26 protein-coding genes and 1 riboswitch are annotated in these 21215 nt (G+C 51.2%); of the genes, 21 read left to right on the top strand and 5 right to left on the bottom strand.

Features of this window, described 5'->3' with window-relative positions; genetic code table 11:
• Positions 1–106: 106 nt before the first annotated feature.
• Positions 107–442: a hypothetical protein gene (locus MKX70_RS21080; protein ID WP_042236754.1), complete on the bottom strand. Its 336-nt coding sequence runs from the start codon at positions 440–442 to the stop codon at positions 107–109.
• 215 nt (positions 443–657) lie between these two features.
• Here MKX70_RS21080 and MKX70_RS21085 point away from each other — a divergent pair, with 215 nt between their 5' ends.
• The 12 genes from MKX70_RS21085 to MKX70_RS21140 all read left to right on the top strand — a co-directional run bounded on the left by MKX70_RS21085 (position 658) and on the right by MKX70_RS21140 (position 9681).
• Positions 658–1506, top strand: coding sequence for an ABC transporter ATP-binding protein (locus MKX70_RS21085; protein ID WP_052416461.1), 849 nt, complete (start codon positions 658–660; stop codon positions 1504–1506).
• A gap of 134 nt (positions 1507–1640) precedes the next feature.
• Positions 1641–2186 carry an ABC transporter permease gene (locus tag MKX70_RS21090; protein WP_331281872.1) on the top strand — a complete coding sequence of 182 codons (546 nt, stop codon included), beginning with the start codon at positions 1641–1643 and terminating at the stop codon, positions 2184–2186.
• Between the two features lie 98 nt (positions 2187–2284).
• Entirely contained in the window at positions 2285–3025 is a 741-nt protein-coding gene (locus MKX70_RS21095) for a ZIP family metal transporter (RefSeq protein WP_042236748.1), read from the top strand.
• 90 nt (positions 3026–3115) lie between these two features.
• Positions 3116–3159: riboswitch (PreQ1 riboswitch) on the top strand.
• Between the two features lie 175 nt (positions 3160–3334).
• Positions 3335–3835 carry a preQ(1) synthase gene (queF, locus tag MKX70_RS21100; RefSeq protein ID WP_042236746.1) on the top strand — a complete coding sequence of 167 codons (501 nt, stop codon included), beginning with the start codon at positions 3335–3337 and terminating at the stop codon, positions 3833–3835.
• A gap of 48 nt (positions 3836–3883) precedes the next feature.
• Entirely contained in the window at positions 3884–4546 is a 663-nt protein-coding gene (gene queC / locus MKX70_RS21105; protein ID WP_042236744.1) for a 7-cyano-7-deazaguanine synthase QueC, read from the top strand.
• Positions 4546–5028 carry a 6-carboxytetrahydropterin synthase QueD gene (gene queD / locus MKX70_RS21110; protein WP_042236742.1) on the top strand — a complete coding sequence of 161 codons (483 nt, stop codon included), beginning with the start codon at positions 4546–4548 and terminating at the stop codon, positions 5026–5028. Before queC ends, queD begins: the two co-directional genes overlap by 1 nt.
• Entirely contained in the window at positions 5021–5743 is a 723-nt protein-coding gene (queE, locus tag MKX70_RS21115; protein WP_340785801.1) for a 7-carboxy-7-deazaguanine synthase QueE, read from the top strand. Before queD ends, queE begins: the two co-directional genes overlap by 8 nt.
• 215 nt (positions 5744–5958) lie before the next feature.
• Positions 5959–6120: a hypothetical protein gene (locus MKX70_RS21120; RefSeq protein ID WP_167549552.1), complete on the top strand. Its 162-nt coding sequence runs from the start codon at positions 5959–5961 to the stop codon at positions 6118–6120.
• 213 nt (positions 6121–6333) lie between these two features.
• Positions 6334–6480, top strand: coding sequence for a hypothetical protein (locus MKX70_RS21125; RefSeq protein WP_156123175.1), 147 nt, complete (start codon positions 6334–6336; stop codon positions 6478–6480).
• An 89-nt stretch (positions 6481–6569) separates the two neighbouring features.
• Positions 6570–7706, top strand: coding sequence for a zinc-dependent alcohol dehydrogenase (locus MKX70_RS21130; protein ID WP_042236738.1), 1137 nt, complete (start codon positions 6570–6572; stop codon positions 7704–7706).
• 158 nt (positions 7707–7864) lie between these two features.
• Positions 7865–8779: a DMT family transporter gene (locus tag MKX70_RS21135; protein WP_340840651.1), complete on the top strand. Its 915-nt coding sequence runs from the start codon at positions 7865–7867 to the stop codon at positions 8777–8779.
• Positions 8780–8844: 65 nt separating this feature from the next.
• Positions 8845–9681, top strand: a complete 837-nt coding sequence (locus tag MKX70_RS21140) for a class I SAM-dependent methyltransferase (RefSeq protein WP_340840653.1) — start codon at positions 8845–8847, stop codon at positions 9679–9681.
• A gap of 451 nt (positions 9682–10132) precedes the next feature.
• Here the strand turns inward: MKX70_RS21140 and MKX70_RS21145 are convergent, their stop codons facing one another.
• Positions 10133–11062: a LysR family transcriptional regulator gene (locus tag MKX70_RS21145; RefSeq protein WP_340785808.1), complete on the bottom strand. Its 930-nt coding sequence runs from the start codon at positions 11060–11062 to the stop codon at positions 10133–10135.
• A 259-nt stretch (positions 11063–11321) separates the two neighbouring features.
• Between MKX70_RS21145 and MKX70_RS21150 the strand changes: the two genes are divergently transcribed.
• The 9 genes from MKX70_RS21150 to MKX70_RS21190 all read left to right on the top strand — a co-directional run bounded on the left by MKX70_RS21150 (position 11322) and on the right by MKX70_RS21190 (position 18024).
• A complete protein-coding gene (locus MKX70_RS21150) occupies positions 11322–12269 on the top strand; it encodes a phosphate ABC transporter substrate-binding protein PstS family protein (RefSeq protein ID WP_039298912.1) in 948 nt (315 codons plus the stop codon).
• Positions 12270–12368: 99 nt separating this feature from the next.
• Positions 12369–13271 carry a phosphate ABC transporter permease subunit PstC gene (gene pstC, locus MKX70_RS21155; protein WP_039298909.1) on the top strand — a complete coding sequence of 301 codons (903 nt, stop codon included), beginning with the start codon at positions 12369–12371 and terminating at the stop codon, positions 13269–13271.
• Positions 13268–14164, top strand: a complete 897-nt coding sequence (gene pstA / locus MKX70_RS21160; protein ID WP_039298906.1) for a phosphate ABC transporter permease PstA — start codon at positions 13268–13270, stop codon at positions 14162–14164. Before pstC ends, pstA begins: the two co-directional genes overlap by 4 nt.
• A gap of 95 nt (positions 14165–14259) precedes the next feature.
• Positions 14260–15036: a phosphate ABC transporter ATP-binding protein PstB gene (pstB, locus tag MKX70_RS21165; protein WP_042236732.1), complete on the top strand. Its 777-nt coding sequence runs from the start codon at positions 14260–14262 to the stop codon at positions 15034–15036.
• A gap of 151 nt (positions 15037–15187) precedes the next feature.
• A complete protein-coding gene (locus tag MKX70_RS21170) occupies positions 15188–15397 on the top strand; it encodes a helix-turn-helix transcriptional regulator (RefSeq protein ID WP_042236731.1) in 210 nt (69 codons plus the stop codon).
• A complete protein-coding gene (locus MKX70_RS21175) occupies positions 15394–15867 on the top strand; it encodes a DUF6773 family protein (RefSeq protein WP_340840654.1) in 474 nt (157 codons plus the stop codon). Before MKX70_RS21170 ends, MKX70_RS21175 begins: the two co-directional genes overlap by 4 nt.
• 134 nt (positions 15868–16001) lie before the next feature.
• A complete protein-coding gene (locus tag MKX70_RS21180; protein WP_340785816.1) occupies positions 16002–16730 on the top strand; it encodes an MBL fold metallo-hydrolase in 729 nt (242 codons plus the stop codon).
• Complete coding sequence (locus MKX70_RS21185; protein WP_340840655.1) at positions 16723–17307, top strand: TetR/AcrR family transcriptional regulator; 585 nt, start codon at positions 16723–16725, stop codon at positions 17305–17307. Before MKX70_RS21180 ends, MKX70_RS21185 begins: the two co-directional genes overlap by 8 nt.
• A gap of 24 nt (positions 17308–17331) precedes the next feature.
• A complete protein-coding gene (locus MKX70_RS21190) occupies positions 17332–18024 on the top strand; it encodes an AlkZ-related protein (RefSeq protein ID WP_340785819.1) in 693 nt (230 codons plus the stop codon).
• A gap of 138 nt (positions 18025–18162) precedes the next feature.
• Here the strand turns inward: MKX70_RS21190 and MKX70_RS21195 are convergent, their stop codons facing one another.
• The 3 genes from MKX70_RS21195 to MKX70_RS21205 all read right to left on the bottom strand — a co-directional run bounded on the left by MKX70_RS21195 (position 18163) and on the right by MKX70_RS21205 (position 21156).
• Positions 18163–18336, bottom strand: coding sequence for a hypothetical protein (locus tag MKX70_RS21195; protein ID WP_156118649.1), 174 nt, complete (start codon positions 18334–18336; stop codon positions 18163–18165).
• Positions 18337–18634: 298 nt separating this feature from the next.
• Positions 18635–19864, bottom strand: coding sequence for an aminopeptidase (locus tag MKX70_RS21200; RefSeq protein ID WP_340840656.1), 1230 nt, complete (start codon positions 19862–19864; stop codon positions 18635–18637).
• A gap of 53 nt (positions 19865–19917) precedes the next feature.
• A complete protein-coding gene (locus MKX70_RS21205; protein ID WP_340785823.1) occupies positions 19918–21156 on the bottom strand; it encodes an aminopeptidase in 1239 nt (412 codons plus the stop codon).
• Positions 21157–21215 lie beyond the last annotated feature (59 nt).

Below are 21215 nucleotides of genomic sequence, written 5' to 3' on the forward strand. Positions count from 1 at the left end.
ATAGACGTGTGTAAGGCCATGGGTGTGTTTCACCCATGGCCTGTATGTGTCTCAAGTAGAGGGGAAATAACAAGACGCGCTCAACTTCCCTGCAGTACTAGAGCATTTAGCTCAAAGCCAGCGAATATTTCGCTCTGTCCGTCTCCAGTTCAACATTATCCTCAGCTATTGTATTCAGCTTCAGCCCGCTTACTGCGATCTCATAATTAGGCTGCGGAAGCGGCACAAGCTCACCGTCTGCATTGAGTGTATTTCCCGTTCCCCGCAGAATCAGTGCACTGCCCAGGTATTCATCAAGGACATCCTCGGCATTGCGGTAGTCTACCGTGTCCAGATTAAAGTGAACAGTATCCAGATCATCCAGCTCCTGCTTCTTGATCACCAGGGTTGCATGCTCCGGCGACTCCAGCCAATCGATAAGCTTCTGTACATTTTGTTCCATATAGGATCCCATCCTTTGGTTAGTAAGAGATTGATAATTCTAAGTTACCCTTTTCCCGGCAAATGAATCCATCGGCCTGTCACATCTCCGCTCTCCCATCACAGGAAACGCAGGAGCTTAAGGTGAATGTTATAAATATCATGCCGGAGGGATGTTCATCTGCTTATAAGAATAAGCTTGGATAAGGCAAACTATAAGCAAAGGTGGTTAGGCCATTGATTCAGCTTAAGGAGGTCTCCAGACTATATCAGGGTAGGCGGGCCGTTGACCGGTTGTCATTCACCGTGGAGCAAGGTGAGATCTTTGGATTCCTCGGTCCAAACGGCGCCGGCAAAACAACAACAATCCGTATGATGACCGGACTGCTCACTCCCAGTGAAGGTGAAATATTAATTAATGGAATGAATATTTCACAGCATAAAAAGAAAATTCATAGTTCAATCGGGGTCGTCTTTGAGCTTCCTAATCTCTACATGCGCAGTTCGATCCGCGGTAATCTCAACCTCTTCGCCGATCTGTACGGCGTATCCAGGCAGCGAATTGATGAGGTGCTGCAAAGCCTTCAACTGGAGGAGCGGCAGCATGCCAGAGTGAGCAGCTTATCCAAAGGGTGGAAGCAGCGTGTGCTGATTGCCAGGAGTCTTCTGCACAATCCCGCAGTCCTGTTCCTCGATGAACCTACCAGCGGACTGGACCCGAATTCAGCGGCGTTAATCAGAGAGTACATACAACGAATCAAAGCAGAAGGCACGACTGTTGTGATGACTACCCATGATATGCTCGAAGCCGAAGAGCTAAGTGACCGTGTAGGCATCATGCACGGCGGCAGACTGGTAGCGCTTGATCGGCCGCAGCGTCTGAAGCAGAGATACGGGAAGGCAGAGTTAGCCGCTGAATATTGGCAGGATTCCAGGGTCGCACGTGAATCCTGGCCGCTGTCAGGAGAAATCACTAAGGATCGCGTGTATCAGCTGCTGTCCGAAGGACAGCTCATCAGCCTGCACAGCAGGGAAGCCACGCTCGCGGATGTCTTCGCGGCTTTGACGGGAAGTGAGCTGAGTTGAGTCCGGTGCTGAAGCTGATTAAGCATGAATGCAGGGATCTGTTGCGTAATCCTTCTTGTATCATCCTCTTGTTATTGCCAATCTTCATGTCTAAAATACTAATATCCGTTATGCAGACCGGTGAATCCAATTTCATGCTGCTGTCTACCTGGATTCTGTTCGCCGAGGTGATGGTAGGCATTATGCTCACCGGCCCGTCCCTGCTGGAAGAGCGCGAGAGCCGCACCTTCGATGCCCTGCTGGTATCTCCGCTCGGACGGGGACAGATTATTCTCGCCAAAGGCGCTACCGTGCTGATGTTCTCTTTACTGGCACAATGCGTCGTTTTTCTGCTGAATGAAGGAGCGCACAGCGGTTTACTGGCGGCTCTGCCATATATGCTGGCCGGAGGGATTATTTTCGTCGAGGTCGGGATGGTCATCGGGCTTAAGCTTAGCTCGGCGAAAAACGGCGCAGCCGTCAGTTCAGCAGCGATGATTGTGTTTTTTCTGGTGGTTTCCGTATATGGTTCCTTGCCGGACTGGGCTTATCCGCTATTCGCCCTACTACCGAGTGTGGAGGTCGTAGAGAATTTGAATAGTGTCCTGAACGGGAGCGGTCCCTTGCTGGGCGAAAGCCTGTTATTGCTCCTCTGGATCTCCGCGCTGGCCGTATGGATATGGAGAATAGATCTCGAATAGGTGCCCGCCGGAAGATGCATTGTTTGCAGTGCCCCATTAGGGTGTAAACTACATCTATGCACTTCAATAACAATACATGAACGGGGAAGGTGAGCATAATGTGGGGTGCATTGATGTGGGGAGCCATTTCCGGCTCTGCTGTATTACTCGGGGCGCTGCTCGCTCTGTTCCTGTCCATTCCCACCAAGCTGATCGGATTCATTATGGCCTTCGGGACAGGCGTACTTATTGGAGCAGCTGCTTATGAACTGCTGGAGGATTCCGCGAGTGACGGCGGGCTGACCCCGACGATCATCGGTTTTACCGCAGGGGCATTGGTGTTCACGCTGTTCGACTGGTATATCTCGCGAAAAGGCGGAGCCGGCCGCAAACGCTCAGCCAGAGCTTCAGGGAAGAAGGAAGCTAAAGGCGGGAGCGGCCTGGCTATTTTTGCCGGAACGGTACTGGATGCTATTCCTGAGTCGATCATGATCGGGGCCAGTCTGATTGCCGGTCAAGGTGTAAGTCTGCTGCTGGTCATCGCTATTTTTATCAGTAATATCCCGGAAGGGCTGTCGAGCACGGCAGGGCTGAAGCAGGACGGCTACGGCAAAAGAAAAATTATGCTGCTGTGGTTCGGCGTACTGGTGATCTCCACCCTGGCTTCAGGGGCGGGTTATACGTTTATGGACCATGCAAGCGGATATACGGAGGCGATGATTGCTTCTTTTGCCGGGGGCGGAATAATCGCGATGGTCTCCTCCAGCATGATGCCCGAAGCTTATGAGGAAGGTGGACCGCTAACGGGATTTATCGCCGCCATGGGTCTGCTGTGCTCGCTGATTCTGGATCAGCTGTGAGGGTTGTCAAGCCTCCGGCAATCATGGTATAGTTCAAGACGCACCATATGTACAGTTATCAGCATAAAGAAGGAATCTGCGTGCGCAAGCGCAGGAGAGGTTCGCAAACTCCCTCTATAAAAAACTAAGACCGCTACAGGCATGAGCAGCTTTCCGGATATCCGGGGGCTTTAGAAGTACGGGCATTTGCCTGTACTTATTTCTTGTTATGCCGCGCGTGTCTCAACTTAGTAGAGCCAGGTTTTCGAAATCTCGTTCTTCTTTCCAGTTCAGGCCAGGAGCCTAGGGAAAAGAGAGGGGTTTTTTGTCATGTCAGAAGGCAGACTGAAAGAGGAAATACAGGAGGTTACCCTGCTGGGAAATCAAGGTACGAAGTATAATTTCGGCTATGACCCGGAGATTCTGGAGGCGTTCGATAACAAGCATCCCCGCCGTGATTATTTTGTCAAATTCAACTGCCCGGAGTTCACCAGCCTGTGTCCCGTTACCGGACAGCCGGATTTCGGCGTGATGTACATCTCGTATATTCCGGATATCAAAATGGTTGAATCCAAATCCCTGAAGCTCTATCTGTTCAGCTTCCGCAATCACGGGGATTTCCATGAAGACTGTGTCAACATTATTATGAATGATCTGATCTCGCTGATGGAGCCCCGCTATATTGAGGTCTGGGGTAAATTCACGCCGCGCGGCGGCATTTCCATCGATCCTTACTGCAACTGGGGGCGTCCGGGAACGAAATATGAGGCCATGGCCGAGCACCGGCTGATGAACCACGACCTGTATCCCGAGAAAGTGGATAACCGTTAATCCGGGAGATCTGCAGCACACAGAACAATAAGGAGGAGAGAACTTACGATGAATAAAAAAGCACTGGTCGTCTTCAGCGGCGGCCAAGACAGCACCACCTGTCTGGTATGGGCTTTGCAGCAGTTCCAGGAGGTTCAGGTGGTTACTTTTAATTATAATCAGCGCCATGCGGCAGAGATTGAAGTCGCCAAGGAGATTGCCGCGAAGTTTGGGGTGAAGCAGCATATTCTCGATCTGGGACTGCTGAATCAGCTGGCCCCGAACGCGCTAACCCGGGATGATATCGAAATCGCTGCCGGGGAGGGCGCGGAGCTGCCGAGTACATTTGTAGACGGACGGAACCTGCTATTCCTGTCCTTTGCAGCGATTCTGGCCAAGCAGCTGGGCTATAGCAATATCATCACCGGTGTCTGCCAGACGGACTTCAGCGGATACCCGGATTGCCGGGATGTGTTCGTGAAATCACTGAATGTTACACTTAATCTGTCGATGGATGTTGAGTTCGTAATCCATACTCCGCTGATGTGGCTGGACAAAAAAGAAACCTGGAAAATGGCCGATGAGCTTGGCTACTTCGACTATATCCGTGAGCAGACGCTTACCTGCTACAACGGGATGATCGGCAGCGGCTGCGGCACCTGTCCGGCATGTCTGCTCCGCCAGCGCGGCCTTGAGCAATATGAGGCGGAGCGTCAGGAGGCTGGACTATAATGCTTGGCGAAATATCTGTCTGCAAAATCTTCACCTTCGATGCCGCCCATCAGCTGATCGGGCACAAGGGGAAATGCAGCAATCTGCACGGGCATACGTACAAGCTTGAGGTTGTGCTGAAAGGTGTACCTTCTGTCGCACAGGGTCAATCGGACGAGGGGTTTGTTGTCGATTTCAGTGACATCAAAACAATCGTGAAGCAGCTTGTAGTCGACCGGTTGGATCATGCTTTTCTGGCAATGGGCAATGAGCCTGTGCTGGAGACACTTACATCTACAGGCTCTAAGGTAGCACTGCTGTCGTTCCGTACGACGGCGGAGAACATGTCAGCATACATCGCTTATGAGCTGAAGCAGGCTTCTCTGCCGGTCTATTCCGTTAAGCTGTGGGAGACTCCGACCTCCTGGGCGGAGGTGCTGGCGGCAGACATTCCGGAAGCGGGGCCGTCTTACCGTCTGTACGGAGGCTGTGACCATGAGTAAAATACCGGTAATCGAAATGTTCGGCCCGACGATTCAGGGGGAAGGGGCGGTCATCGGTGTCAAAACGATGTTCGTCCGCACCTACGGCTGCGATTACCGCTGCGGCTGGTGTGATTCAGCCTTTACATGGGATGGTTCGGCGAAGGATAAAGTAATCCTGATGGAACCGCAGGAGATTCTCGCCGGGCTGCTTGAGCTGGCAGGAGATAATTTCAATTGCGTAACCATCTCCGGAGGCAATCCGGCGCTTATCGGGGAAGCCATGGGTGAATTCATCGCCCTGCTCCACGAACGCGGTATCCAGGCGGCTATAGAGACACAGGGCAGCCGCTGGCAGGACTGGTTCAGTGATGTCGATGTGCTGACGATTAGCCCCAAGCCGCCAAGCTCCGGGATGAAGACCGACTGGGGGAAGCTGGACGAGATCATGGTTAGAGTCGGTAACAACGGCAAGGCGGCTCATAGCCTGAAGGTAGTTGTATTTAACCAGGAGGATTATGAGTATGCCCGGAAGGTACATTTCAGGTACCCGGAGGTCCCGCTGTTTCTTCAGCCGGGGAACGATAATGTCACCGAGGAAGGCGACATTTCAGGCCGCCTGCTGGGCCGGCTGGAGTGGCTGTTTAATCTGGTAATTGCCGACCCGCAGATGAACAAGGCGCGGGTGCTGCCGCAGCTTCACGCACTAATCTGGCATAATAAGCGGGGCAAGTAAGGCTTGCGCATTATATATTGAATGAAGACCGAACCTCTGCGATGCGGAGGTCCGGTCTTTTTGGTGTAGTCCCCGGTCCACCGGCTCTTCCTTCGGGGTGACCACATCCAATTCCTTTTAATGTAATTATTAGGATTTCTGTAACAAGCGGAGGAGAATCACCCCTTCCAGGCGTAATATACTTGATGGATGATCAAGCACGAGGGGGAATTGAAATGGAGAACGGATACTACGCAGGCTGGGGAACCTTGGCACTGATTAATGCGGGAATTGCCCAGGGGAAAAACCGGAGCGGATTAAACTGGTTTCTGCTGTCATTGCTGCTGGGACCATTAGCTACCTTCATCTTGGTGATCTCGGATAAGCTTCCAGAGTGAATTATCAGTTATAATATTTGGGGGTATTCGTGCCGAAACGCTAGGGTACAGCATATGGAGGAGGGAATGAAAATTGATGATGTCAGCCGCATTACTGATCATTGATGTTCAAGAGGCAATGTTTGCTTTCATCTGGATGATACCCATCTGCACGGGGAATGGCGTTGTGACAGCCGGCAGCTCTACAATTATGAGGTCTATGAAGACGGCCATATGATCAGCCTGGAACCGTGGGGAGGATATGTACGCAGTAACGCTATCCGACGCAGGGTGCTTACCCATACAGGGGAGCTCGCGGGTGATGAGGCTGTCGCCGAGAATCATGCACTGATGATGTATTCTCCGCTGCTGCACGGATAAATTCGGAGGATTTGGGGTTATAACATAGTATAGCGTGATTTTACAGCCTGTTATGTCCATACCCTACTTCTGAAGGAGTGACTCTCAACATGAAGGCAGTAACCTATCAAGGCAAGAAGAAAGTCGAGGTTAAGGAAGTCGCTGATGCGCGGCTTGAGAAGAAGGATGATATCATTGTCCGCATTACCTCAACCGCCATTTGCGGATCGGATCTGCATATCTATAATGGCGAAATCCCCGGCATGCATGATGATTACATTATCGGCCATGAGCCTATGGGAATTGTGGAAGATGTGGGACCGGAGGTTACCAAGGTCAAGAAGGGTGACCGTGTCATTATCCCTTTTAATGTAGCCTGCGGGCAATGCTTCTTCTGCCAGCACGAGATGGAGAGCCAATGTGACCACGCGAATGAAGCCAAGGATACCGGCGGCTATCTGGGCTATTCAGATACTTACGGCGGCTTCGCCGGAGGGCAGGCCGAGCTGCTGCGTGTACCGTACGGCAATTTCGGCCCCTTTGTCGTTCCGGAGGATGCTGAAATGGAAGACGAGAAGCTGCTGTTCCTCTCGGACATTGTACCGACCGCCTGGTGGGGGGTTGAGAATGCCGGCGTGAAGCCCGGAGATACCGTAATTGTGCTCGGATGCGGGCCAGTGGGGCTGCTGACTCAGAAATTCGCCTGGATGAAAGGCGCGTCCCGGGTCATTGCCGTCGACCATATCCCATACAGGCTGCAGCATGCGAAGCTGACGAATAACGTGGAGATATTAAATTTTGAGGAAATAAAGGATTTTGAGAAGCACTTGAAGGAGATCACCCGCGGCGGTGCCGATGTGGTCATTGATTGTGTAGGTCTCGACGCCAAGAAGACGGTTGTAGAAAAGGTAGAAACAGCCTTGATGCTGCAGGGCGGTTCACTAGGGGCGTTCCGTATCGCATCAGAGGTGGTCCGCAAGTTCGGTACAATTCAGCTTGTAGGGGTGTATGGGCTGAACTATAATATGTTCCCGCTCGGTCATCTGTTTGAACGCAATATTACGCTGAAGATGGGACAGGCTCCGGTCATTCATTATATGCCGGCCCTCTACAAGATGATTAAGGAGAATAAGTTCGATCCCACAGATATCATCACCCACCGCCTGCCGATCAGTCGAGCGGAGCATGGGTACCAGGTATTCCAGGAGAAGGAAGAGGACTGTATCAAGGTTGTGCTTAAGCCATAGATACAGATGCTTATTAGCACTGGTAAAGGCTCATACGAGGCATGGAACCCGCTGAAAGACGGATTCTATGTCTCTTTTATTGAAAAATGCTGCTTTTTTCTGCAATTTGCGTTAAATTAACATAATGAGTCTTACCAAACACGAAGGGGCGACTACGTATGATTCCCAAAAAACCGCCCGTTCCCGTACCGCTGTTGATGGTGATCGGAATTGTGGCCATATCCTTTTCTTCTATCTTCATTAAATGGTCGTCTGCTCCAGTGTCGGTTCAGGGGATGTACCGGCTGCTGTTCACCTCGCTGCTAATGCTGCCGTTCGCCCGCCGTTACAGCGGAGCCGCTTGGGCTCTGCGCCTGAAGGATTGGCTGCTGCTGGGTGCTTCCGGTGTGATGCTGGCCCTTCATTTCCTGCTCTGGATGGGTTCGCTGAATTACACGTCAGTGGCCAGCTCGACGATGATCATGGCTCTGGAGCCGTTATTCATTATGCTCGGTGCGTACATACTGTATAAAGAGCGCAACAGCGCCTCTGCTATGCTGGGTATGGCTATTGCAATCTTTGGGGTTGTCTTTATCGGCTGGGGTGATATCGGACTGTCCGCCGAGAACCTGAAGGGTGACATGCTGTCGGTTGGGGGAACCGTAGCTGTAGCCGCACATTTACTAATCGGTCAGAAGCTGGTGGCGCGTATGCCTTCCTATTTGTACAGCCTGATTGTATTCATCTCTGCGGCCGTTGTGTTTGCTGTTTATAATCTGGTAACAAGTACACCTTTCTTCGCTTATCCGGCCCGGGAATGGGGCATCTTTGTCCTGCTGGCGGTAGTGCCAACCGTATTCGGCCATATTCTGTTTAATTGGCTGCTGCAGTATGCATCTGCGACTACAGTCTCGATGAATATTCTGGGAGAGCCTGTCGGCGCGAGCATTCTTGCGTTCCTGTTGCTGGGTGAACAGCTGAGCGGTTTACAATGGGCAGGAGGCGTGCTGGTCATGGCCGGCCTCGGGGTCTATCTGTATTCCGGACGCAGGAAGGCGCTTAAGCTTCAGGAGCCTCTGCCGAATGCGTCATAATGCGTTAGAATGGTCGAGCGATGACATGATTTTCACAGAACATATATAAAGGGGTAACGAACGTAATGAATGAACATGATCAGAACGAACCGTCAGGTCTAAACGGCGGGGCCGCTCCTTCCAGTGAGGAGTTGTGGAATGAGGATACCTATGCGGCATGGACAAGCCGGTTCGGATCACCAGCCGAGGCAGCAGAGAAGCTGGCCAAAGATCCGGCAGGGAGGCTGTTCCCGCTGAATGCATATATGGGCGATGTGAAGGGCCGTAAGATTATGAACCTGATGGGTTCGAACGGCATGAAGGCGGTAGCGCTCGGCCTGCTGGGGGCGGAAGTCACCGTTGCCGATTTCTCGGAGGCGAATGGGCGTTATGCTGCTGAACTGGCGCAGGAAGCTGGAGTGAAGCTGAATTATATCGTCTCAGATGTGCTGGGACTGCCTGAAGCAGAACTGGACGGCTCGTATGACCTGGTGTTTGCGGAGATGGGAATTGTCCACTATTTCACCGACCTGGCTCCGTTTATGACTACCGCATACCGGCTGCTGGCACCCGGCGGGAAGTTCGTATTGCGCGATTTCCACCCGGTAACGACCAAGCTGATCTCCTCCAAGGGTTCAACCGCCAAGGTGCGCAAGCACAAAGTGAGCGGTGATTATTTCGATACGGCACTGGAAGAGAAGCAGGTATCCTACTCCAAGTATATGCCTTCTTCCGGAGAAGCAGCGGGGGCAGACAGACCTAATGTTGTCTACTGGCGGCGCTGGACACTCGGCGAGATTGTAACCGCTGCTGCGGCCAGCGGGCTTGTTATTCAGGAGTTGGTGGAAGAGCCGAACCTGTCGTCGGATGTATATGATAAGGGAATTCCCAAGACCTTCACTCTGGTGGCGCAGAAAAGATAATCAACGAAGTGGAAACGGCTTTGCAGTCCTTTTTAAAGACAGCAAAGCCGTTTCAGCGGGAAATAGCAGTAATTTATAGTGTGAAACCTAAGAAGTCATATAAACGGTATCTCTTGAAGCGCGGTTACGTTCGTGCGCTAAGGGATACCGTTTTGTTATGTAAATGTAAATAAAGCCGCACTGTAGACATAAGTGTTGTATGTTTTACAACTTTGATGTATGGGTAGCCAGGTGTTCAGAAGGATTGTTGTATGAATTACAAGAATAATCCTGCTAAGCCGCTTGGAAAAGATGAAATGTTGCCTTTTTTACAAAATTTTAGTTTAGGGTCAATATAATGAGGGAAATGTTGTATTATGGGCAGGATTTTATATAAAGTTACCGGATTCCTGCTCAGGATTGCGGATAATCTGGATATTCCTGCGATGACATCCGCCGCCCGGAAGTCCAACTATTTACTGGGTACCGGATCTTCGCGCTGGTCCTCCTCCTGTAAATTGCCACCACCTGCCATTCCGGCAAAAGCCTTCTGTAACGGGGAGAGGGTGTAGTCTTTGCGCCAGGCCAGCACAAATGCACCATCTCCGGGATGAAGTCCCGGCAGCGGGGCATAGGCCAGACTTCCGGCCGCCACCTCGGCCTCAATCCCTGATTTGGAGAATACTCCGACCATCCCGCCGCCGCTAATCATACGTTTGACCGCCTCCGGCGAGCCGAGTACGGCATGGTTCCACACTTTCACATGATTGAGCTGCGTCCACTTGTCGGAGATTCCGCGCAGGAAGGAGGCGGCTTCATGCTGCACCCAGGGCTCTCGTGCTGCCGCTTCTACCGTAATTTCCTCCGCTCCGGCAAAAGGATGTCCAGGCGCAAAAACCAGCACCGTTTCATCTCTGGCAATCACTTGAGTATGGAAGGAATCATCCTGTCCGTCCGCACTGTGCAGCACGGCCAGCTGAATCTCACGGCTCCGCAGACGCTCCCTGACGGCATCATCCGGCAATATGGACAGGAACACATCAATTCCATCATGCAGGCCAGTGAATTGGGACAGCAGTTTAGGCACAAGATAATTACCGGGGATGTCGCTTGCTGTTAGCTCCAGATTCCCCGACGCCAGAGAGGTGAACTGCTTAACTGTCCGCTCTGCTTCTGCCGTCAGCGATACAATCCGCACAGCATATTGATACAGGGCCCGTCCGGCATCGGTCAGCAGCACCCGGCCGCTCCGGAACTGGAACAGTGAAGCGCCAAGCTCACTCTCGAGACTCTTCATATGGAAGGAAACGGTCGGCTGCTTAAGCCCCATCTCGGCGGCTACGTCCGTTACCTTTTTATATTTTTCAATCAGGACTACGATTTGTAATTTCACAAGATTCATGCTGATTCCTCCGGTTAGATGGCGATAAATTAGCGATTGTTGCTTATATATAGATTATATCTATGGCATTATTCAAAATCTATTATAACTTTTATCTTCCGCTTTACAAACTCAGTACTTTTACATAACGAACGAGCCCTAGAATAAGAAGAGTCAGAAGAGAAGCTGACATGAGCACAGAAATGCTTCCAAAGTGAGTTTTGTACGAAGCAGACCAATGAAGCAGACACTCACAAAACCTTTAGGAGGAAAAAAAACAATGCAATTCAGAAAATCTTGGATCATGGCTTTGGCTTTAACAAGCGTAGTAGCACTTTCGGCATGTGGCAACGGGGGAAATAATGCGGCAACCAATAACGGAGGCAATGCAGCTGCAACAAATACACAAAACAGCAGCGGCGCCGAATTAAGCGGATCTATTCTGGCTTCGGGCTCCACAGCACTGCAGCCGCTCGTAGAGCAGGCAGCAGAGAAATTTATGGATGCTAATGCAGGCGTCGATATTCAGGTTCAAGGCGGCGGAAGCGGAACAGGCTTGACACAAGTTGCTGAGAAGCAAGTGGATATCGGTAACTCCGACGTCTTCGCAGAAGAGAAATTGAAAGATGCTGATGCTGAAAAAGCGGCAGCACTCGTTGATCATCAGGTAGCTGTTGTAGCTATCGCAGCAGTAAGCAATCCGGATGCAGGTGTAGATACACTGACTAAGCAGCAGCTGGTTGACATCTTCACTGGCAAAATCAAGAACTGGAGCGAAGTCGGCGGTGCTGACCAGGCGATTCAGATCATCAACCGTCCTGCAAGCTCAGGTACACGCGCAACCTTCGAGAGCTTCGCGCTTGGCACCAAAACGGATGATCTTCCAGGATCGATTCAAGAGGATTCTTCCGGTACTGTTAAGAAAATTATCGGTGAAACACCGGGAGCTATCGGTTATCTGGCTCTGTCCTACCTGGATGATTCCGTTAAAACCTTGAGCTATGACGGTGTTGAACCTTCTGTAGACAACGTAATTGCCGGTAAATATCCGGTATGGGCTTACGAGCACATGTACACTAACGGTGAGCCGAATGAAACAGTAAAAGCTTTCCTGGACTTCATGATGACTGATGAAGTACAGACAGGAGATGTAGTAGAGCTTGGTTACATTCCGGCTTCGCAGATGCAGGTATCCCGCGATGTAGCAGGAACTGTAACACCTAAGTAAGTACTACAGATTCATTCACAGGTATCATCCATTAGAACTTCATGTGATTAGAGGCGGATTTCTTCTGCCTCTCTTTTCACTTTAGAAAGAGGGAGCATCTTGAGGGTAAAACCAAAGAAAACGCGGTTTGAAAAACATCATATAGAGAATTTTATCGGACGCGCTTATATGTCCTTTTGTGTACTGCTATTGATTGTAATCATTGTATCGATGGTTTATTTCGTAGCCTCTAAAGGAATTGCGAACTTTGTAAGCGGGGAGGTTAAGGTTTCCGATTTCCTGTTCGGCACGAAGTGGTCGCCTGAAGCGGATACGCCTTCTTATGGAGCTTTTCCGTTTATAGCCGGTTCCTTCCTGGTAACACTGCTTGCCGCGCTTATCGCAAGTCCGCTTAGCATCTGTGCCGCATTATTTATGACTGAAATCGTCCCTGGTTGGGGCAAAAAACTGCTGCAGCCGGTTATCGAGCTGTTGTCAGGTATTCCGTCTGTCGTATACGGGTTCGTTGGCTTAAGTGTCATTGTACCTTTTTTGCGGAATACATTGCCCGGACAGGGCATCGGGGTTGCTGCAGGCGCGCTAGTGCTGTCGGTGATGATCCTGCCGACCATTACCAGCGTGGCTGCAGACGCGCTTGCTTCTTTGCCGCAAAACTTGAAAGAATCCTCATTTGCGCTCGGTGCCACTCGCTGGCAGACGATCTCCCGTGTCATTCTCCCGACGACCTTCCCGGCTATTATGACGGGGGTGGTACTGGGGATGGCCCGTGCATTCGGTGAAGCACTTGCTGTACAGATGGTTATCGGTAATGCGCCTTTTGTGCCGCGTTCGCTGTTCGAATCCGCGTCTACTCTGACCAGTGTTATTACGCTGGGTATGGGGAACACGACGATGGGTTCACCGCAGAACAATGCGCTATGGAGCATGGCTCTCGTGCTTATGCTGATGACATTTGTATTCGTACTGCTTGTTAGAATGCTCGAAAGGAGAAATAAAATTTGAAGCCGAGAACAGCAGACAAAATTGCCACTGCTATCATTGTAACGTTCGCTTTGCTTATCGTAGCTATTCTGGTTGGCCTGCTTGGATATATCCTCATCCGCGGGATGAGTCATATCAGCTGGGACTTCCTGACTTCGGCACCACAGAAGATCCGTGCAGGAGGCGGGGTAGGACCTCAGCTCTTCAACTCCCTGTTCCTGCTGGTGCTGACCCTGATTATTACTATACCGCTTGGACTTGGAGCGGGGATCTTCATGGCAGAATATGCCCGTCCCGGCAGACTGACTAACTTCATCCGTCTGGTTGTGGAAGTGTTATCTTCCTTCCCGTCCATCATCGTCGGTCTATTCGGTCTCTTATTGATCGTCAATACCTTCAATCTCGGATTCTCCCTGATCTCGGGAGCACTCGCGCTTACCTTCTTCAACCTTCCGCTGATGGTTCGTATCACCGAGCAGGCTTTCCGCACGGTGCCTAAGCAGCAGAAGGAAGCGGGCTTCGCGCTTGGTTTATCCAAGTGGAAGATTGTGACTTCGGTACTGCTCCCGGTAGCTCTGCCAACGATCATTACGGGAACGATCCTGTCCGCCGGACGCGTCTTCGGTGAAGCGGCAGCATTGATGTTCACGGCGGGGATGAGCAGTCCGCGTCTGGACTTCAGCAACTGGAATCCGCTTAGTCCTTCTTCACCGCTTAACCCGTTCCGTCCGGCAGAAACACTGGCGGTTCATATCTGGAAGGTCAACAGCGAAGGTCTGGCGCCGGATGCGCTGCAGATCGCAGCAGGTGCTTCGGCAGTGCTGGTGCTGACCGTATTAATCTTCAACCTGGCTGCCCGTTTCTTCGGCAGATTCATCTATCGCAAGCTTACCGCTTCCAAGAGAATGAACTAGGCTAATAAGACAAAGAGAGTTTACGCTTTTGAAGCGAGTTTTGCGTAGAAGACTCAGAAAGCGGATGCTGACCAAACTTTTAGGAGGAGTAAGAGATGGGCATAGCGGAACCGGTGGTACGCGAATCATTTCAAACTGAGGATCTGAGTATTTATTATGGCACTTATGAGGCGGTTAAAGGAATTAGTCTTCCCTTCGCCCAGAATACGGTAACAGCATTGATCGGCCCTTCCGGCTGCGGGAAATCAACCTTTCTGCGTTCCCTTAACCGGATGAATGATGATATCTCCGGCTCGACTACCAAAGGCAGCATCTGGATTGACGGTATAGATATCAATGCTTCCGGAACAGATGTTATCAAGCTGCGCCAAAAAATCGGCATGGTCTGGCAAAAGCCGAATCCTTTTTACAAATCCATCTATGACAATATCGCCTTTGGTCCTAAGTATCATGGAATTAAGGGCAAAAAAGCACTGGATGAAATCGTGGAGAGCAGCCTGCGCCGCGCCGCCCTGTGGGATGAGGTCAAAGACCGCTTGAAGGACTCTGCACTGGCATTGTCTGGCGGACAGCAGCAGCGTCTGTGTATTGCCAGGGCACTTTCGGTTAACCCGCAGATCCTGCTGCTTGATGAGCCGGCTTCAGCACTTGATCCTGTATCGACAGGCAAGGTGGAGGAGCTGATTAAGGAACTGAAGGAAGAGCTGCGGATCGTAATCGTTACCCATAACATGCAGCAGGCAGCGCGGATCTCGGATTATACAGCCTACTTCTATCTGGGCTCGCTTGTGGAATATGACAAGACCGAGAAGGTCTTCAGCAATCCGGAGAATCAGATGACCCAGGAATATATTATGGGCCGTTTCGGCTGACGGACAGGCATTACAATAGTTACAGGAGCCATAGGCACCATTCCTTGCGAATGGTGTTTATTTTATACCCTGAATGCAATATATAATGTACATAATGGTTGATATAGATTACAATGTAGTGGAAATACATATCATTCCAGGAGGATTCCGGGTGGGTGAGCATAAGAACATCAAATTGAAGCTGGCGCGGGTGCAGAAAGACCTGTCGCAGGAGCAGCTGGCAGATGCGGTAGGGGTAACGAGACAGACCATCGGTCTGATCGAAGCGGGAAACTACAACCCGACGATGCGATTGTGTATTGCCATTTGCAGAGTGCTGGGTACAACGCTTAACGATATTTTCTGGGAGGAAGAAGAATGAAGCATCGGGGAATTAAGGATGAACGGATCATTACCGAGTTTCAAAAGCTTAATTCGCATGGATTCGCGATTTGTTTTGCAGGACTGATGATTAGCCTCGCGGTGAAAGTATTTATACTGAATTGGGATATAAAATTATGGCTGGATACCTTTCTGATCTTGATGGCGGCTTGTTTATATGTCGTTATTCGAGGAATCCGTGCAGGACTCTATCAGCTGCCGCCTAAGGAGGGGGAGCTGAAACGCTTCAAGAAAATAAATCTTATTGGCGGCTTGTTCAGTTCTGTGGTGTGGGGTTCTCTTATGTTCAGCTATGATCTGTTGGACAGTGATCCGATGGATCTGTCAAATAGCATAATGAGTAACGGGGCTGGAGCAGTTATATTCTTCTTAGGAATTACCGCGCTGCAGTGGCTAATGATCAAGCGGTCCAATAAAAATGCCGACAAAATGCTGGACTCGGAGAACTAGGAAGAATCCGCAATCAGCGGGGATATAACCCTCGTTTTTCTCAGTACAAATGTAGAAAATACAGTTCCCTCTTGCAAAACTAATGTTATTAGTTTATTATTTAACTAATAACATTAGTTTTGAGGAGGATCCTTATGAGAGTAACTCAAGAAGGTTATCTGCACCAGCTAACCTGGCTGCCGCGCTTATTTCCCGTTAACTGTTATCTGGTCGAAGAAAAAGAGGAGCTTACTCTAATAGATGCAGGCATGCCTTATAGTTTACAAGGTATCCTACAACAGTCCGCCAGGCTTCAGAAGCCGCTTACCCGGATCGTGCTAACCCATGGCCATATGGATCATGTCGGGGCGCTGGATGCGCTCAAGAAGCTTGTTCCTGGGGCCAAGGTCTATATCTCGGAACGCGATGCGGCGCTGCTGGCCGGTGACCGCTCGCTAAGGGCAGGTGAGCTTCAGACCCCGATTAAGGGCAGTGTACCTGCCAAGATAGCAACGAAGCCCGATGTGCTGCTGTACGAAGGGGATACCATCGGCTCACTGACGGCCATAAGTACGCCCGGGCATACTCCGGGATCTATGTCTTTCCGGGATCAGCGCAGTGGCGCACTAATTGTAGGGGATGCGTTCCAGACCTTCCGGGCAACCGCTGTGTCCGGCAAGAAGGTACCGTTGTTTCCTTTTCCGGCTATGGCGACATGGAGTCTGGAGCAGGCACTGGCCAGTGCCTATAAGCTAATTGATCTAGCGCCTTCAGTGCTGGCTGTAGGACACGGAAATCTGGTGAGGTACCCGGTAGAAGCCATGAAACATGCGGCAGCAGAGGCGGGCAGGCTATTGGTGAATGGAGGGAAAGTGCATGGCTAGAGCCGGTTTGGACACACATACTCTGGTGCTGGCAGCAGCAGAGCTGGCTGACGCACAGGGTGTTCAGGAGGTGACGCTGGCTGCACTTGCGGCCAAGCTGGGCGTTCGCCCCCCGTCGTTGTACAATCACATTAACGGACTCGCGGGTCTGCGGACGCTACTGGCGATTCATGGGCTGGAACAGCTCTATGATGCCATGTCAGCGGCAGCGGAAGGCACCCAGGGAGAACAGGCGGTCCATGCGCTGAGTCAGGCTTACATCAGATTCGCCAGACAACATCCGGGATTGTATGAAACAACATTAAGAGCACCAGAGCAGGGAGATACTTCTTTGGAGGCTGCGGGCGGGAAGGTCCTGTCGCTGATTATTCAAGTCCTGTCCTGCTTTGGGCTTGATGAGGAAGGGAACCTGCACGCAGTCCGGGGATTGCGCAGCATACTACACGGGTTCTCTGCCCTTGAGAATCAAGGCGGCTTCGGAATGCCGCTGGACTTGAATGTAAGTCTTACCCGGCTGATCCGCGCTTATATTGCCGGAATCCGCTGCATGGGTGAGGGAGCAGATGAGCTTGAATGAAATTACATCAAGGAGGCGGAATGAGTGGGTAGTGTAGAAAGCCTAGAGAGTATTACAACATTTGAGGAGATGGCTGAAGTTGTGGCCAAGCTGGGGATCGTACCGCTGGCCTCGTTGATCCCTGGGCATCCTTCTGTGAACGGGCTGACCCTGGCGGAGAACTGGCATACCGGTTCCGAGCTGGACCCCTGGGGCTGGCGGGTGAGATTTCCGGGAGAAGGGTTGGCCGGATACGGTAAGTTTATTAAGAAAAAAGCCGTTCTGGTATCCCGTGAGTGGCTTCCCGCTTACCTGGCGGCGGCGGGCAGTCCGCGTTCCCTGGAGGAGCGGTATGACAGCGGTCTTGCTACCAGAGAAGCGTTAACGTTATTGCAGATCATCCGGGAGCACGAAGGCATAGAGACACGCCAGCTGCGTTCTATGGCTGATATGAAGGCCAAAGAGAAGAAAACGGCTTTTGACAACGCGGTAACCGAGCTTCAAGGCACTCTGGATATTGTAATCTCTGGAGTTAAGCAACGGCTGAATGCGGACGGTGAGCCGAACGGGTGGAACAGTACCTCTTTTGAAACAACGGGCCACTGGATGAATGATGCGGGAATCGAAACTTTTGAAGGAATGAGAGAAGAGGCGGTGGCGTGGCTGCGTTCGAGAATGGACGGGAGCTGGACACCGGAAGCAATAGCCTGGATCAGCAAGGCGTTGGTCTGGAAATAAGCATATCATGGTAGTCCTCGAGATTAGCGGGGACTATTTTTTTGTACCCCTGTCTACAAAATAAAACGGCTAATCCATTTCCCGCAGGAACAGACCGGCCGTAAGCGCTTACGGGAAAGCGTATATATTGAAGCAGCCTTATAGCATAGGGGCGAGGTATGCAATCAGAAAATACAAAAACCCGAACAGCAGCATGATATAGGCTGTGTACTTGATTGCATCGGAGGCTACAATACTTAAGTCTTTGGGGGCCTGGACTTCCAGACGTTCCGGTTCAGTCGAATCCACTTCTTGATTAAAAGATTCTTTCATCAGGATTCCCTCCTAAGTGTTTGGTAAGCATAAACTTCCAGAGTCGCTTCACAGGTTCTGGCATCAGAAGCTTCGTAATAACTTTGGGTGCGGGACTTGTAAACACTATCCTTAATTGTATTGTGACATATTTGTGAATTAAATTCAACAATATTGTGAATATTCTTTTAACTATCTTCAAATTTGGGCTAGCTCTCATATACAAAAAGACCCCGCCATTCTCCCATATGGGGAACGGCGGGGCCACCACAATTCATTAACAAACATCAAATCTCAATCCTCAACCTACAATAAAGGCTTAAGCCCAATCCCCGTTACGGAAGATCGGATCAACAGAGCCGTCATCGGCAATTCCGTCAATGCTCATCTCTGGGGAACCCATCATGAAGTCTACATGTGTCAGACTCTGGTTCATGCCTCTTTCAGCGAGCTGTTCTTTGGTCATATTGATGCCGTCCTGCAATGTGAAAGCATAAGCAGCACCAAGCGCCAGGTGACAGGAAGCATTCTCGTCATACAGCGTGGTGTAGTAGAGAATGCCGCTCTCCGAGATCGGGGAGTGGAAAGGCACCAAGGCCACTTCGCCGAAGTATGCCGCCCCCTCATCCATAGCCAGCAGGGAAGCCAAGGCCTCCTGGCCGACTTCTGCGGTAAAGTCTGTGACCTTGCCATCCTTCAGAGTCAAGGTGAAGCGGTCGATGATGTTGCCGCCGTAGCTAAGCGGCTTGGTGCTGCTGACCTTGCCGCTAGCACCGGTCTTCAGCGGGGCGGTGAACACTTCCTCGGTCGGAATGTTAGCCAGGAAGGTCATGCCGCGGCTGTTCACCGCACCGGCCTGACACCAGATATGGCCTTCAGGCAGCTCGATCGTCAGATCAGTGCCCGGTGCTGTGTAGTGAAGCTTGCGGTACTTCTTGGCGTTCAGCAGATCACAGCGCTGCTTGAGGCCGCCCAGATGGGCGCTCCAGGCTGCAACAGGGTTCTCCTGGTCTGCTCGCACAGCTTTGAAGATTGCATCCCATAGCAGTTCAATCTGCTGCTCAGGCGCAGCGTCCGGGAATACCTTGGCGGCCCATGAAGGAGAAGGGAAGGCGATGCCGCTCCAGCTGACATGGTTAGCCATCATCATCTCCCGGTAAGGAGCCATAGCCTGGCCGGCAGTCTTCTGGTTATCAGAGATCCGGCTTGGTTCTACCCCGCTCAGCAAGTCCGGATTAGCCGAGATAATGGTCAGGAACGCAGCGCCATTCCGTGCGAGATCCTCCAGCTCATCCGCCTGCCACTTCGGCGGCTCGAGGAAGCTCTCGGATGGAGCAAGATCATAACGTGTCCGTGTGACGAACTCATCGGTATAATTAACCTTTACCAGCTTCGCTCCTGCTTCATAGGCTTGGCGTACAATGAGCCGTACCAGCTCTGCGGAGACGATATCCGCATTGACTACAAGCGTTTGACCGGGCTGAATGTTGACGCCGATCTTTACAGCGAGCAGGGCGTAATTTTCGAGCTTTTGCTTGAAATCCAGCATGATTTCAGCTCCCTTCACTATCTTCTATTTTGTAATATGGAGTAGAAAAGGCATTAGAATGCCCAGTTGCCCTTCAGGAATACAGGCTCACGCGTACCGTCAGCCGTGATACCATAAATATCCATCTCTGCTGAGCCGATCATGAAATCGACATGGGTTACACTAGTGTTGAGTCCATGGGCGATCAGCTCATCCTGATTCATTTCTTTGCCGCCTTCGAGGCAGAAGGCATATGCGGTGCCGATTGCCAGATGGTTAGACGCATTCTCATCAAACAAGGTGTTGAAATAAAGGATGTTGGAGTCGGAGATCGGCGAGTTGTGCGGCACAAGTGCGACTTCACCCAGGTACTTGGCGCCTTCATCCAGGCTGATCAGATATTCCAGGGCCTCCTGGCCTTGCTCGGCCTTTACGCTGATAATCCGGCCCTGTTCAAAGGTAATCGAGAAGCCGTCAATAATATTTCCGCCGTAGCTGAGCGGCTTCGTGCTTCTGACAGTACCGTTAACGCCGGTTTTCTTCGGAGCCGTGAACACTTCTTCAGTTGGCATGTTGGCGACAAAAGAATGACCTTTAGCATTGATGCTGTCGCCCTGGGCCCATAGATGGCCTTCAGGCAGCTCAATACTAAGGTCGGTTCCAGGTGCTATGTAATGCAGGCTTTTGTATTTCTTTGCATTGAGAACATCCGCTTTCTGCTCCAGTGTATCCAGATGCTCCTGCCAGGCGGCTACAGGGTCTTCGCGGTCCAGGCGTACGGTGTGGAAGATTGCCTCCCAGAGTTTATCTACGCGCTCTTCTTCAGGTACGTCAGGGAATACCTTGTCTGCCCAGGGCTGGGACGGGATGGCTACAATGCTCCAGCTGACTTTGTCGGACATCTGCATTTCGCGGTATTTCGTAAGTGCAGCCCCCCGGGTCTTCTGGAAGTTGGCAATCCGCTCAGGATCAATGCCTTTGAGCGCGTCAGGATTCTCGGCAATAACGTTCAGAAATGCAGCGCCGTTCTCGGCGAATTCGGTTACTTCACCCGCGTACCAGGTTGGAGCCTTGGTGAACACTTCCGGTGCAGCATGCTCGAACTGCTGGCGCGTAATGAACTCGTCACTCCAGTTAACCTTGACCTGGCTTGCGCCGATGGCATATGCTTTGGCGGTAATCAGGTGGACGAACTCGGCTGCAGAAATCGGAGCGTTCACGACCAGGATTTGCCCCGGCTGAACATTTACACCGATCTGCACAGCCAGATCAGCATATTTACTTAGCTTGGATTGAAGCTCTGTTTGAGTCATTGCAATTTCCTCCATTACCATAATTTTAGCTCGGAATAAGCATTGTACTAAATTATTAA

Origin of the sequence: Paenibacillus sp. FSL R7-0312 (genome assembly GCF_038004445.1) — a bacterium.
GTDB lineage: Bacteria > Bacillota > Bacilli > Paenibacillales > Paenibacillaceae > Paenibacillus_AQ.